At 63.2% G+C, this 13,339-nt stretch carries 12 protein-coding genes and 1 tRNA gene; 8 read left to right on the top strand and 5 right to left on the bottom strand.

Annotation, left to right across the window (positions count from 1 at the left end):
- Positions 1–29: 29 nt before the first annotated feature.
- Positions 30–749: an HAD family hydrolase gene (locus C8D03_RS09195; protein WP_108045988.1), complete on the top strand. Its 720-nt coding sequence runs from the start codon at positions 30–32 to the stop codon at positions 747–749.
- A gap of 22 nt (positions 750–771) precedes the next feature.
- Here the strand turns inward: C8D03_RS09195 and argE are convergent, their stop codons facing one another.
- Entirely contained in the window at positions 772–1,947 is a 1,176-nt protein-coding gene (gene argE, locus C8D03_RS09190) for an acetylornithine deacetylase (RefSeq protein ID WP_282568588.1), read from the bottom strand.
- On the bottom strand, positions 1,944–2,336 hold the full coding sequence (apaG, locus tag C8D03_RS09185) for a Co2+/Mg2+ efflux protein ApaG (RefSeq protein WP_108045987.1): 393 nt from the start codon (positions 2,334–2,336) through the stop codon (positions 1,944–1,946). The genes argE and apaG overlap by 4 nt, the downstream gene beginning before the upstream one ends.
- 249 nt (positions 2,337–2,585) lie before the next feature.
- Between apaG and C8D03_RS09180 the strand changes: the two genes are divergently transcribed.
- Both C8D03_RS09180 and C8D03_RS09175 read left to right on the top strand, forming a co-directional pair.
- Complete coding sequence (locus C8D03_RS09180) at positions 2,586–3,674, top strand: 2'-deoxycytidine 5'-triphosphate deaminase (RefSeq protein WP_108045986.1); 1,089 nt, start codon at positions 2,586–2,588, stop codon at positions 3,672–3,674.
- 129 nt (positions 3,675–3,803) lie between these two features.
- Positions 3,804–3,878, top strand: a tRNA-Gly gene (locus tag C8D03_RS09175).
- A 134-nt stretch (positions 3,879–4,012) separates the two neighbouring features.
- Here C8D03_RS09175 and C8D03_RS09170 read toward each other — a convergent pair.
- From C8D03_RS09170 to C8D03_RS09160, 3 genes are all read right to left on the bottom strand, one after another.
- Entirely contained in the window at positions 4,013–5,182 is a 1,170-nt protein-coding gene (locus C8D03_RS09170; protein WP_146170124.1) for a hypothetical protein, read from the bottom strand.
- The gene (locus tag C8D03_RS09165) at positions 5,170–5,859 is read right to left on the bottom strand and encodes a hypothetical protein (protein ID WP_108045984.1); all 690 of its coding nucleotides are present in this window, start codon (positions 5,857–5,859) and stop codon (positions 5,170–5,172) included. Before C8D03_RS09165 ends, C8D03_RS09170 begins: the two co-directional genes overlap by 13 nt.
- A gap of 210 nt (positions 5,860–6,069) precedes the next feature.
- Positions 6,070–6,897: a TylF/MycF/NovP-related O-methyltransferase gene (locus C8D03_RS09160; RefSeq protein WP_108045983.1), complete on the bottom strand. Its 828-nt coding sequence runs from the start codon at positions 6,895–6,897 to the stop codon at positions 6,070–6,072.
- A gap of 769 nt (positions 6,898–7,666) precedes the next feature.
- On the opposite strand from C8D03_RS09160, the gene C8D03_RS09155 reads away from it, so the two are divergent.
- The 5 genes from C8D03_RS09155 to C8D03_RS09135 all read left to right on the top strand — a co-directional run bounded on the left by C8D03_RS09155 (position 7,667) and on the right by C8D03_RS09135 (position 13,260).
- Positions 7,667–8,047: a hypothetical protein gene (locus C8D03_RS09155; RefSeq protein WP_146170123.1), complete on the top strand. Its 381-nt coding sequence runs from the start codon at positions 7,667–7,669 to the stop codon at positions 8,045–8,047.
- Positions 8,048–8,170: 123 nt separating this feature from the next.
- Positions 8,171–9,037, top strand: a complete 867-nt coding sequence (locus C8D03_RS09150) for a glycosyltransferase family 2 protein (RefSeq protein WP_181300826.1) — start codon at positions 8,171–8,173, stop codon at positions 9,035–9,037.
- A 113-nt stretch (positions 9,038–9,150) separates the two neighbouring features.
- Positions 9,151–10,305, top strand: a complete 1,155-nt coding sequence (locus tag C8D03_RS09145; protein ID WP_108045980.1) for a class I SAM-dependent methyltransferase — start codon at positions 9,151–9,153, stop codon at positions 10,303–10,305.
- A 63-nt stretch (positions 10,306–10,368) separates the two neighbouring features.
- The gene (locus C8D03_RS09140; RefSeq protein WP_108045979.1) at positions 10,369–11,598 is read left to right on the top strand and encodes a TIGR00180 family glycosyltransferase; all 1,230 of its coding nucleotides are present in this window, start codon (positions 10,369–10,371) and stop codon (positions 11,596–11,598) included.
- A gap of 84 nt (positions 11,599–11,682) precedes the next feature.
- Positions 11,683–13,260, top strand: a complete 1,578-nt coding sequence (locus C8D03_RS09135) for an MBOAT family O-acyltransferase (RefSeq protein WP_108051428.1) — start codon at positions 11,683–11,685, stop codon at positions 13,258–13,260.
- Positions 13,261–13,339 lie beyond the last annotated feature (79 nt).

The following is a 13,339-nucleotide window of genomic DNA, read 5'->3' as shown; positions in this document are numbered from 1 at the left end:
CCGGAGCCGGCCCGAAGCCCGGGGGTTCGATGGGGCGCAGTCTCACCACGATCGGCTTCGATGCCGATGATACGCTCTGGCAGAACGAGCAGTTCTTCCGCCTGACCGAGGAGCGCTTCGTCGCCCTGCTCGGCGCCCATGGCGAAGCGGCCGAGATTTCAGGCCGTCTGCTCGAGGCCGAGCGCCGCAACCTTGGCTTCTACGGCTTCGGCATCAAGGGCTTCGTCCTCTCGATGATCGAGACCGCGATCGAAATCACCCAAGGCGAGGTGAAGGCGTCCGTGATCGGCGAAATTCTCGCCGCCGGCCGCGAGATGGTCGCTCATCCGGTCGAGACGCTGCCCGAGGCGCGCGAGACCCTCGAACAGCTCGCAGGGGACTACCGGCTCGTCGTGATCACCAAGGGCGATCTCTTCGACCAGGAGCGCAAGCTGGCGCAGTCCGGCTTGGGCGACCTGTTCGATGGTGTCGAGATCGTCAGCGACAAGACCGCGGAGATGTATCGCCGCGTCTTCGCCCGCCATGGCGAAGGACCGGAGCGGGCGATGATGGTCGGCAATTCGCTCAAATCCGATATCCTGCCCGCGCTGGAGGCTGGCGCATGGGCCGTGCACATCCCGCACGAATTGACCTGGGCGCTGGAGCACGCCGAGGAGCCGGCAGGGCAGCCGCGCTACCGGCGCATTCCTCGCCTGTCCGCTCTCGACGAACTGGTGCGGCTGATCGAGGCGGAAACGGCGGCCCCGTGAGGCGGGACCGCCCGGGTGGCTCTCAGCCCCGGCACTCCGCCATCAGCTTGCGCATGAAGGCCTCGCCGGCGGAAAACTGTTCCAGCGTGATGAACTCGTCCGGCTGGTGCGCCTGGTCGATCGAACCCGGCCCGCAGACGATGGTCGGCAGTCCCGCCCGCTGGAAATGCCCGGCTTCCGTCGCATAGGCGACCGCGATAGTGCGGTTGCGCCCGGCGAGCCGCATCACCAGCGTCTCGGCTTCCGAGCCTGGATCGGGCGCGAGGCCGGGAACGTCCGAGCTCATCACCGTCTCGATCGTCGCGGAAGGCGCGGTCTTTCGCATCCGGGCGAGCACCTCCTGCGAGAGCGCGGCGAACCGCGCCGGAACGTCCTCGGGGTCGGAGCCCGGCAAGATGCGGACCTCCCAGGAGAGATCGCAGCGATCGGCCAGGATGTTGCGGGCGATGCCGCCATGGAACTTGCCGACATGCACGGTGTCGTAGGGCGGGTCGAAGCGGCCGCTGTCGTCGGGGCTCGCCTCGCGCTCGTCGGCGAAACCGACCAGCCCGGCCGCGAGCCGGATGCCGCCATGCACGGCGCTGGCGCCGAGATGCGGCTTTGAGGAATGCGCCGGCACGCCGGTGATCGCCGTAAAGAAGGTCCGGATGCCCTTGTGGGCGTCAGCCAGTTCGAGCGAGGTCGGCTCGCCGACGATGACGGCGCGGGGCTTCGGCAGATCCTTGCCCATCCGCGCGATGCCGTCGACGACGCCAAGGCAGGTGACCTCCTCGTCATAGGAGAAGAACAGGTGGATCGGCGTTTTGAGTCCGGCCGCCAGGAAATCCGGCACCAGCGCAAGCGCCAGCGCGATGAAACCCTTCATGTCGACCGCGCCGCGGCCATAGGCCTTCCCGTCCGCGACATGCAGCGTGAACGGGTCACGGCTCCAGGCCTGTCCCTCGACCGGGACGACGTCGGTATGGCCAGACAGCAGCACGCCGCCCTGGTCCTGCGGGCCGATCGTCGCAAACAGCGCGGCCTTGTCGCCGGCGGCGTTGGGGATGCGGATGGAGGCGACGCCCCAGTCCGCGAGATACGCCTCCACGAAGGCGATCAGCGGTAGGTTGGATTTATGGCTCACCGTGTCGAAGGCGACGAGCTTGGCGAGCATGTCGAGCGGCGCGTAGCGCTGCCCTGTTGGCGAGGTGGCAGTCAATGCAGGACCTTCTTCACATAAGGGGAATCGAGGGGGAAGAGCGGCACCTCGACATCGAAGATCGCGCCGTCCTCGCCGAGCATGGCGTAGAAGCCGCCCATCGAGCCGTCGGGCGTCATCAGCGGGCAGCCCGAGGTGTAGCTGTAGCTTTCGCCGGGGCGCAGCACCGGCTGCTGGCCGACGACGCCGTCGCCGCGCACCTGATGGACCTCGCCGCGCCCGTCGGTGATGACCCAGTGGCGGCTCATGAGCTGCACGGTCTGGGCCGAGAGATTGAGGATCTCGATGGTGTAGGCCCAGAAATAGCGGCCCTGCGCATGCGAGGACTCAGCCTCCATGAAGCTCGGCACGGCGGTCACGCGCACGCCATGCGTCTCCGCTTGATACATCGTGACGGCCCCATTCCTGATGCGCCGGCCCGGCTAGCATGCTGTCTTGTTAGAGCCTCAGCCCGAAAAGGGGAATGCGGTTTTCGAGCAGGGCCGGGGCGCGATCATGCGCGCCGGGTCGAGTGGCCTGCCGCAATTCGCGATTCTCGCGTGGACAACCCCACGCGGCGTTCGCCGCCGGAGAGCCCGATACTTGGCCTTTGCCGCGGCCTTCGCTAGCTGTAGCCGATTGCTTTTTGCGGACATCGCATGCTGCCCTTCAAGCCCGGCATCCAGCCAGACCATTGCATCCGCGCCTTCGTCGAAGGCGGCGCGATCAGGCTCGCCCGGCCTCCGGCCGACGGCCAGATCCAGCCGGCGAGCCTCGATCTGCGCCTGGGCGAGCGGGCCTATCGCGTCCGCGCCAGCTTTCTGCCCGGCCCGGAGCGGACGGTTGCGAGCCGGCTCGACCAGCTCGCGCTGCACGAGATCGACCTGACGCGTGGCGCGGTGCTTGAGACCGGCTGCGTCTACATCGCCGAGTTGATGGAGGGCTTGCGCCTTCCGCCGGGCCTGCGCGCCGCCGCCAATCCGAAGAGCTCGACCGGGCGGCTCGACGTCTTCACCCGCGTCATCACCGATCGCGCCCGCGAGTTCGATCTCGTCGAGGACGGCTATGAGGGGCCTCTTTTCATCGAGATCTCGCCGCGCACCTTCCCGGTTCTGGTGCGCTCCGGCTCCCGGCTCTCGCAGATCCGCTTCCGAGCCGGCGAGACGAAGCTCGACGATCGCGCGCTCGAAGAACTGCACCAGCGCGAGACGCTGGTCAGCGCCGCCGAGCCATCCTTCCAGGGCGGCGTCGCCGTCAGCGTCGATCTCGCGGGCTTCGACGGGCTGATCGGCTATCGCGGCAAGCACCACACCGCGCTGATCGATGTCGACCGGGTCGGCGCTTACCGCGCCTCCGAGTTCTGGGAGCCGATTCCGTCGGATGGTTCGCGCGCGATGATCCTCGATCCCGGCCAGTTCTACATCCTGGCCTCGAAGGAGGCGGTCCATGTCCCGCCGGATTTCGCCGCCGAGATGACCCCCTTCGATGCGCTGGTCGGCGAGTTTCGCGTCCATTACGCCGGCTTCTTCGATCCTGGCTTCGGCCACAGCGCGGCTGGTGGCCAGGGCGCCCGCGCCGTGCTGGAGGTGCGCTCGCGCGACGTGCCCTTCATCATCGAGGACGGCCAGATCGTCGGCCGGCTGGTCTATGAGGCGATGGCCAGCCGCCCCGCGGCGCTCTATGGCGCCGGGCTGAAGTCGAACTATCAGGGCCAGGCCCTCAAGCTCTCCAAGCATTTTCACAGCTGAGCGAGAGGCGCCGGCTCATGGCGCCGCAGCGGCCTCGTGCGTGTCGCGTGATTCCGGGATGACACCTGCCGCACGACCCGCTATGAACGCCCTGCTCCGGCTCGCGGCGAGAGCCCGCGCCGGACGCATGCGGGCGTAGTTCAGTGGTAGAACGTCAGCTTCCCAAGCTGAATGTCGTCGGTTCGATCCCGATCGCCCGCTCCAAAATCTCGCTGATGGCGAGCTCTTTGCAGGCGCCTTCGGCTGGACAGCGTTTTTGATGCCATCCATTCGCTCGCACTGACGAGAGCCGATACTCTCACGTGCCTTGTGAGTTCCAAGCGGCCATAGTGAACCCGCTAATGCAGCACTCGCGCCTTTTCAGCTTCGAACTGCTCGACGAATTCGGGATTTTCGACGGCCCATTGCTTCGCGGCGGCCTTGCGTTTGGCGAGAAGCTGGTCGACCGCCTCTGGCGTGATCCTGGCCATGAAGTTGCGGGGTGCACCGGAGAGATCCCCGTTCAAGGCCCGCAGCGCCATCCGTCCCATATCGAGACTCGGGTGGACTGGATCGTACCACCATCGCATGCCGATACGCGCGGGCTCTTGCGTCACTTCGTTGGGCTGGGTGAACGAGACGACGTTCTGGTACCGGGCGAGAAGACGATAATAATCTTCCAGCTTCCCCCAATGCCCGAGCGATAGGAGCCGGTAGTCATCCCAGGCATGCGATGGCAGCACCAGCAATGTCAGGTTCACATCGTGAGCCTTCGCCAGGGCCACGATTTGATCCAGCCTGACCTCAGCACTTTGCTTCAGACCCTGCAGGGGATGGCTTCTTTCCGCGGCGATGATCGAGGTGACGAACGGCTGCAGCTGGAAAATTTCGCCGGGCTTGGACCAGGAATCCGGCACCCAATATCCACGTGGCTCCATATGGGCGGGGATCGCATCGGTGATGCGGTTGTACTGCACGGTCTCGATCGCCTGCCTCAGCGCCTGAAAGCTGAATTGCAGGGCGACAGCGTCAGCGGCAACTTGGCTGATCGCGAATTCAGGAGTCGGAGACTGGTCACGGGTGAAATTGTAAAAGAAAACTTCCATCAGGACATTCTTAATCCCAGGGGCCAGCCGGAAGAAAAGCCTCAGGCTCGCCTCGTTTTCCGAGAGCGTGCTCGCCGGGATCGCTGCATTATAAGACAGCCCGAAGCGCGCTCCATCGAGGATGGCAGGGTCGAGCGACTGGTTCACCCGTGATGTCCCTATGAAGACCGTGTCGGGCTGATAGCGCAAAACCTCGTAGGGCTTGAGCTGCCGGTCGATGTTGAGGCGCTTCAGCTTGGTGCTGTTCAGCCCTGAACGGGCAACCTTAATCGGAGAAACTCCGTACGGATCCGCCAGGGCCACGAAGCCCGCGATGACGGCCGTGAATGCGACCACGGAAACGAACAGCATCAGGACAAATTTTTGCGAGATACTGCCGCGTTGCGGCGCCAAGCTGTTTGCTGCTAGATTCAGAATCCCCAAGCTACTATCCTCCTCATCGAGCCATGGCTGAGGCCGTTCGACTGAGCAAGCCTTGCGGGCTCCATCAACGACAAAGATTCAAGAAACTTGAAACTCATCCACGACTTGATGGCCAATTCACTGCAGAGCACCAGCGCTGCCAAATATTCATCAAGAATTAACGCGAAATCGACCCCGCTGCACGCGCATCTGGTGTTAGAGGCCGGGAGACTCTCTCCGTGATAAAGATCGAAGATATTTAGAACTGGCATTGTAGCGTACAAATAGACATCGGCGCAGAAGGGCGATTCCGCGAAATCGATGTCGATATACTGGGGCGGCTTGTGCAGGTCGTTTGTCATCCAGACGCGTCCAGGAGCGCCATACGCGCCATCGATCTCCACAATGGTTTGAGGGCAACAATATTGGGCCATCCGCATGATGATGCGCATGTGATAAAGGAGAGGTGTACTGCTTAAACGCTCACGTGTTGTCGTGACCGCCTCGACTGTTGATAGGGGCGCTTCTTCGAAGCTGACCATGTGCTTGGCGAAATAAGGATACATCCGCTCGAGCATGCCCCCCATCGAAGCTGCATACTCCACGAGCGCCTGCCTGATGTGCCGCGTTTCAAAGCCGGTATTGGCCGATTGGAGATAGTGGATGACAGCACCCAGATCTGAAAAGCGTTCGATCATCGCGCGCGTCTGATCGCAGCAGTTGGCCCAACGCCCGCCCGCGTCGGGGAGGACTATGTCCTGCCCTTTGATGGTTGCTCACCGAAGATTTTCCCGCGCCACGGCGACAATATCGACGTGTTCTGGCTTGAGGGGGTATATACTCCGACGTTGTTTTGATGTTGGTTACCTTGCTGGTGCCAGCGAACCCGTTAGAACCAGATCGGTCGGCTATTTTGGAGGCTTGATAAGCATGCCCTGACTGGTTGGGAGATTGAATATCTGAAGACCCTTTGTCATCGCAAACTTGTCATGCGCCTCCTTTTGAGCTTCGTAGCCGGCCCAACCGTAATCGTCAAAAAGCACGATGCCGCCGGGGACGATCTTATCCCAAAAGAATTCCAGCGCTGCGCGCTCGGGGGCGGCGATGTTCATGTCTATCATAAGATAGCAGACCTTATCGATATCCGGGACCGAAAGCGTGTCTGGCACCTTACCCTTGACAAGATTTGCCCTTGGGTATGGGGAAAAATTCTTCTTAGCGATGTCAAAGCAATCGCGGTAGGCGGCGTTCTGCTGGAGAGCATGGCTTTCTGCTTCGGTAATTTGCTCAAGGGGGATGCCTTCATAAGTGTCAAATAGATAAAAGTTCTTTTTAGTTGCATTGAAATCAATATAATCGCAAATTGCCAACGACATTATCCCTGTGTTTGTGCCGCATTCGACAAAATCTCCAGCCAACTGCCGACAATGCCAAGCTGCCCAACAGCAGACGGCAATCCTATATTCAATATGGATATCTATTGCCCCGGGAATACCTAGGCCATGATCCGAATTTATACCAATATTATACGCCTTTCTAAATAAAGGATCCCGCATGAAACTGACGTTTTTATTCCATAAGCGCATATGATCGGCGTCGTATGTAGGGTTTCCATATCTTGTAAGATCGTAAATTTTACTTTCGAGATCAGAGATCTTTGCGTCTCGTTCTTCGAGCTGGTTCAATAATTCGCGCGTACCAAGAAGATCGCGCGCCCACGTCAACAAATTGAACATTCAACCCAGCCTCATTTTAAACGCTGGCCAACCTATCCCGCGCCCACAGCGTTGGCAACGAAGCCAGGTCCGGCCCGACCGTCGCCCTCGGATGGTTTTTTCATGCTTGGAGGGAGTCAGCCGTAGCCAAGGCTCCTGGTAAACCAATCGTTGTCGATCGGGAAGACGGCGCCAATTCTGGAGTTTCGGAGGGGCATCCGCTCCAGCGCGCAAGACCTATTGGCGCCGCGCTACGCGTGCCATTTGTGAGAAACCGATCGTGACTGTTGCCATCAATTCTGCAGGATAGGGTCGGCGGATACCGGTTGGCCGGAGGCTTTCAAGGTGGCCGCGACGCGCTCCTGGAAGCTCAACCATGTTCCAAGGCCCTTCTCGCATTCGCGGCATCGGACGATTGCATCGTTGGATAGCGGCCTGGGGAGCAAGACGGACGGCGATCCGCAGGCCGGGCACTCGAAACGTGGCTGCGACAGCGCTTTCATCTGAACGGGAATAGTGTCTCTCCTGACGAGGGTCAATTCCCGTAGCGGCAGGCACCGTCGCTTCATCCTCGGATATTGAGGGCAGCGTCGGGTTCTGCGTCGGTCGTTCTCGCTTCGGCGCGGGCGGTCTTGTTTTCGGTCCGGTGGCCCATTCAATCTCAGCCGCTCTTCCGGCCTCCGCGCACAGCCCGGCGACAGCCTGCCCCCAGGTGATGCCGCGCCGGGTGAAGAAGCATCGGAAATCGGTCTAGGATGGGTAGAATCACGCAGCTAAAGGAGTTCCCTTCTTGTCCGACCGCAAGCACTCCGCCCCGATGGAATCCTGGGAGCGGGGTTACTCCATTTCAGAGCTCTGGGGGCGCTCGGCGCCCGTAACGAGAGCAACCTCGTCGATCGACGGACCGCACCCGCTGCTGTGGGGGATCTTAAGCATCGCTGAATATCAGATCGACAAGGGCGCAGGGCACAAATACCTGATCGATCGGCTTGCCTCAGGCGATTGGGTTGCCATCGGCTATCTGAGCCCGCGGCGGCCTGGCGACCTGGCGGTCGTCGTTCCTGTCGGCGACGGCATCAAGTTTGGGCGCAGGGAATCGGCGATCGGCGATGGCGTGACCAACTATGTCGATGCACGCATCGTGCATGCTGAAACCTATCACGCAGTATGAGGTGACGGCCGGCGCTTGTCGGCCGAGCGGCATGAAGCAGAACCCGTCCCATTCGTCGGACGGCTCCTTACGTGCTGACGTATAGACCCTTGGATTATGATAACGCTCCCAGGAACCGATGCAGTGGCGCTCGATATCGTAGACGGCGTATCCGTTATCATTCCGGTCTTCGGCCGTCAGGCCTCGCTCTCCCTGGCGATCCTTTCTGCCGCGGCGCAGCTCTGCGCGGATGACGAGATCCTCGTTGTTGACGACGGCTCGTCGCCCCCGATCGCGCTCCCGGCCATGAGTTCCTTCGCTGCGCCGGTCAGGCTCCTGCGCAGCGAGATCAATCTCGGTGCTGCCGGAGCGCGCAATCTGGGGCTCGCCCACGCCCAAAAACCGCTGGTCGCCTTCCTCGATTCCGACGACGTCTGGTTGGAAGGTAAGCTCACGGCACAGCGGAGGCTTCTCGCCGAACACCCGGGCGAGCTCGTCGCGGTGGCCTGCGGCTGGCAGGAGACGGAAGCCGGGCGCGTGGTGCGCCGGCGGCTGCCCGTCCCATCCCGCTCGCGCTCTGACTTCTTCGCCGGTTGCTGGTTCTGCCCCGGTACGACTCTGCTGACGCGGCGAAGCGCCTTCGAACTGTGCGGCCCGCTGCCGGAAGGCCTCCGCCGCCTGGAGGATCTCGAATGGTTCCTGCGCTTCGCGCTGGCCGGCGGGCGCCTTCTGGTGGCCGACGTTATGGGCGCCTCCATCGCGCGGGGCGGCAACGCGCGGCCGGCGGCCGTCGAGGAGGCGGCTGAGCGCATCATGCAGGGTCTGGCGGCGATGCCGGGGGTCATGGAGCGCGAACGCAGCGATCTGCTTGCTTATCTCGATCTCGAGCGCGCTGCGGCTTATGGCAATGTCGGGGATTTCGTCGCGCGGGCGCGCTTCCTGGCCCTTTCGCTGCTGCGGCGTCCACGCCTCCGCATCCCCTTGCAGAACTGGTGGTGTGGGGGAACTTGAGGCGTCCGGCCAGTGCTTGCCGGGACGAAACGATTACCATAGAACAGCCGCGATATTGGCCCCCCGACCTGTCGACCGTGGCATTCCCGATAGCAAGCTGAAGATCGGTACCGATGACAAACATTGCGCAGAGTTGCCGGATCTGCGGCGGGCTCGAACTCCATGAGTTCAGCGACTATCCCAGCCTCTCGCGCGTGACCTCGGATTGCAAGGCTTTCCCGGCCGGGGGCCGGCTAATGGCCTGTCTCTCCTGCGGCGCGGTGCAGAAGCCGACCGATGCCGCCTGGCAGAAGGAGGCCCACGGCATCTATGAGAACTATCAGCCCTATTTCCAGTCCGGCGGCGTCGAGCAGGCCGTGTTCGACGCGGCGGTCGGCCGGCCGCGCCTGCGCAGCAACGTTATCATCGACAAGCTGGCTGCGGCCAGGGGCCTCGGCGACGAGGGCGCGCTGATCGATGTCGGCTGTGGCAACGGTGTCATGCTCAAGGCCTTCGCGCAGGCCCGCCCCGGCTGGCGCCTAAACGGCCACGAGCTGAGCGATCTGCATCTTGCGGAGCTCAAGGCGATTCCGGGCTTCGACCGCTTCTATACAGGTTCGCTCAATGAGCTTCCGGGCGGCTTCGACGTCATCACCATGATGCATGCGCTCGAGCATTTCGTCGATCCGCGCGAGGGGCTCATGGCCCTGCGCGACAAGCTCAGCGATACGGGTTGCCTCTTCGTCGAAGTTCCGAACGCGGCTGTGACGCCGTTCGATCTCCTGATCGCCGACCACGTCTCGCATTTCACCCGGCATCATCTGGCGATGGTGGCCAAGCGCGCGGGCCTCGGCGTCCCGGTCGTCGCCGACGATTGGGTGACCAAGGAGCTGTCGATGATCGCGACCCGCTCGGGTCCGGTCGCGACGCTGCCGCCGATGCCCTCAGCGCGGGAAGCGATCGAGCGCGTACAGGGCCAGCTCGACTGGCTGCATGCGGTTGTCGCGGGCGCCAGGCGTGCCATCGCGGGCGGCGGCAAGTTCGGCATCTTTGGCAGCTCGGTCGCGGCGATGTGGCTCTTCGGCGTCGTCGGGGACGACGTCTCGTTCTTCGTGGACGAGGATCCGAGCCGCAGCGGAGCCGAGTTCCTGGGGCGGCCGATCCTGCCTCCCGACGCGGTCGCGGACGGCAGCATCGTCTACTTGACGCTGATCACGCCGGTGGCCAAGGCGGTCGCAAGCCGGCTGCAGCGGCCCGGCGTGTCCTATCTGATGCCGGCCGCGGCCTGAGGGCCCGGCCGCCTGCCCGCTCCTCCGCCCTCGACGCCCGCCTTTGCCAAGAGCCCCGTTGCCATGACAGATGCGATCGTCGGACGACGCAGCCCACTCGGCCACCATACGCTCGTCATCCCGACCTATAACCGCCCGGAACTGCTGCGGCGCCTGGTGAGCTATTACGCTCGCCAAGCGCCCGATCTGCACTTGCTGGTCCTTGATTCCAGCCGGCCGGAGATCGCCGAGGACAACAGCCGCATGGTCGCGGAGGTAGCGGCGTCCGGCCGGCATATCGCCTTTCCGAACACCGTCCCGATGGTCGCCAAGATCCGGGACGGGCTGAAGGAAGTGCGAACGCCGACGGTCTCGCTTTGCGCTGACGACGACCTCGTCTTTCCGGCCGGGCTGGAGGAAGCCATCCTCACGCTCGAGCGAAACGAGGGCTATGTCTGCGCCCATGGGCTCTACATCAATTTCGGCGAGCACGGCCATCGGCTGCTGGTCACACGCGAATATGCCGGGCCGAGCAACGAGGCAGCCCATCCCGGAGCCCGCGTCTTCCGGCTCTGCCAGAACTACGAATCGATGTTCTACGGGGTCTTCCGCGCCCCGGACCTGCAGGACATTTTCGTCGGGGCGGCCGAGCTTCCGAGCCTGCATTTCCAGGAGCTGTTCCAGTCCTGCGCCGCGTTGCTGAAGGGCAAGGTGAAGCGTTTTCCGAGCTTTTATGCGGCCCGCCGCTCAGGGCCCGCGGCGGAGCCGGACCGCGACAAGTGGCAGACCTATTACTGGTTCGCCGAGAACCCTTCCGAGATCAGCTCCCATTATCTCGACTATCGCGGCAGGCTGCAGAGCTTCGCCTCACAGCATGGCGAGGCCTCCAACCTCGATCCGGCCGAGTTCGCGCGGGTCATGGACATCTGCCACGCGATCTATTTTTCGAAGGGCTGCCCGCCGGCCTACTTCCATTCGGTGCTGCAGCCGCTCTGGCCAGGCGACGGGTTCGTCAAGCAGCAGGACGATCTCTTCCGGCTGATCAGCCCGCTCGGCGGCGAGCGCCGCCTGGCCTGGGCCGAGCGCCTGATGCGAAAGGTGCTGCGCAAGCTCCGACGCATACAGAGACCACGCCAGAGCAGCGTCGGCGGCTATGAGATCGCGATCTCCGATCTCGACCGGGCCATCGCCGCCTCGGGCGCGACGGCTTGGACGATCGAGCTGCCGGTCGGGCTGAAATGGCTCGCCGGCAACAGCGGTTTCCACGCCTCCTACCAGCAGCTCTGCCTCTATCTCGACAGCAGTCCGGCGTGATGGAACGGTTGGGGGTGCAGCATGCGCCTCCGGCCGACACTCACGATCGGCCCCCTTCACTCCCTCCGGCCTGATTTCGATCCGATGCTGTTCAACTCCTACGTCTTTATCTTTGCCTTCCTGCCGGTCGTGCTGGTGGGCTTTGCGCTGTTGCGCCGGCTGGAGAACCTGAACTGGGCGATCGTTTGGCTCACGGCCGCGTCGCTGTTCTTTTACGGATGGTGGAAGGCGGAGTTCCTGCTCCTGATCCTCACCTCGATCATCGCCAACCTGATCTTCGGCAAGATCCTGATGGCAATGCCGGGCGAAGGCAAGAAGTCCCGCCTGGTGCTGATCGCCGGCCTCGCCTTCAATCTGGCGCTGCTCGGCTACTTCAAATATGCCAACTTTTTCGTCAGCAACGTGAACACGGCTTTCGGGTCCAACTGGACGCTGCCGCAGATTCTGCTGCCGATCGGTATCTCCTTCATCACCTTCCAGAAGATCGCCTTCCTGGTCGATGCCTATCGCGGCAAGGTCAAGGACTTCTCGGTCCTGAACTACTGCTTCTTCGTGACCTTCTTTCCGCAGCTCATCGCGGGCCCGATCGTCCACCATGCCGAGGTGATGCCCCAGCTCAAGGAGGCACCGCGCCGTGACTTCAGCCGCGACTTCGCCATCGGCTGCAGCATCTTCATCATCGGCCTGTTCAAGAAGGTGGTGATCGCCGACACGCTCGCCGTCTACGCCGACGCCGGCTATGCTGCGGTCGCGGCGGGGCAGACGCTCGACTTCGCCTCGGCATGGGTGGCCGTGCTGAGCTATTCCTTCCAGCTCTACTACGATTTCTCGGGATACTCCGAGATGGCTGTCGGGCTGGGGCGGATGTTCGGCATCAGGCTGCCGGTCAACTTCCTCTCGCCCTACAAATCCGCGTCCATCGTGGAATTCTGGCGGCGCTGGCACATCACGCTGTCGCGGTTCCTGCGCGACTATCTCTACATCCCGCTCGGCGGGAACCGGCACGGCCCGCTGCGGCGCTATCTCCATCTGGGACTGGTCATGCTGCTCGGTGGCCTCTGGCACGGCGCCAACTGGACCTTCGCCGTCTGGGGCGTGCTGCACGGCCTGATGCTCGCGATCAACCACGCCTGGGCCGCGATACCGCTCTCGCAGTCCCGCTGGCTCAGGGGCGCTCCGGCGCGAATTTTCTTCGTTTTCCTGACCTTCCTGCTGGTGACGCTGGCCTGGGTGCCGTTCCGCTCGCCGGGTCTGTCGCAGGCGACGACGATGCTGGGTTTCCTCATGCCCGGCCCGGGAGCACTGGTTTCTTTCAAGGCCTTCGTCACAGCGCAGTATGTCGGAATTTTCGGCGCCTTCGATACCTGGTTCACGCCGCGCGAACTCTGGCCGCCAGTCCTGCCGCCGAACTATCTCGCGACGATGGCGAAGCCGGTGGGGCTGCTGCTGGCACTCGTCACGGCGCTGACCTTCCTCATGCCCAACACCTATCGCCTGCTCGGCCGCTTCGAGCCAGCGATCGGGATCGACGAGCGGCTTCAGGGCGGTACCGGTATCCTGTCGCGGCTCGGTCCGGCGCAGGCCGTGTTGCTCGGCTTCATGTTCGTCGTTTCAGTGCTCGGATTGGCCCGTGTCAGCCCCTTCCTCTACTTCCAGTTCTGAGGGGGTCGCGCCCGGTTTCCTGCGCTGGCTGCTTGGCGGCTGCGTCGGCGCTGCGGCTCTCGTCGTCGGGCTCGTCACC

Source organism: Bosea sp. 124 (genome assembly GCF_003046175.1).
Lineage (GTDB): Bacteria > Pseudomonadota > Alphaproteobacteria > Rhizobiales > Beijerinckiaceae > Allobosea.
This window is presented reverse-complemented; position numbering and strand designations above follow the sequence as displayed.

What these genes read in the sequence shown, in the direction of transcription:
- C8D03_RS09140 (WP_108045979.1), top strand. Translation starts at nt 10,369, where the DNA reads ATGACAGATGCGATCGTCGGACGACGCAGCCCACTCGGCCACCATACG.
- C8D03_RS09180 (WP_108045986.1), top strand. Translation starts at nt 2,586, where the DNA reads ATGCTGCCCTTCAAGCCCGGCATCCAGCCAGACCATTGCATCCGCGCC.
- C8D03_RS09165 (WP_108045984.1), bottom strand. Translation starts at nt 5,859, where the DNA reads ATGATCGAACGCTTTTCAGATCTGGGTGCTGTCATCCACTATCTCCAA.
- C8D03_RS09135 (WP_108051428.1), top strand. Translation starts at nt 11,683, where the DNA reads ATGCTGTTCAACTCCTACGTCTTTATCTTTGCCTTCCTGCCGGTCGTG.
- C8D03_RS09160 (WP_108045983.1), bottom strand. Translation starts at nt 6,897, where the DNA reads ATGTTCAATTTGTTGACGTGGGCGCGCGATCTTCTTGGTACGCGCGAA.
- C8D03_RS09195 (WP_108045988.1), top strand. Translation starts at nt 30, where the DNA reads ATGGGGCGCAGTCTCACCACGATCGGCTTCGATGCCGATGATACGCTC.
- apaG (WP_108045987.1), bottom strand. Translation starts at nt 2,336, where the DNA reads ATGTATCAAGCGGAGACGCATGGCGTGCGCGTGACCGCCGTGCCGAGC.
- C8D03_RS09145 (WP_108045980.1), top strand. Translation starts at nt 9,151, where the DNA reads ATGACAAACATTGCGCAGAGTTGCCGGATCTGCGGCGGGCTCGAACTC.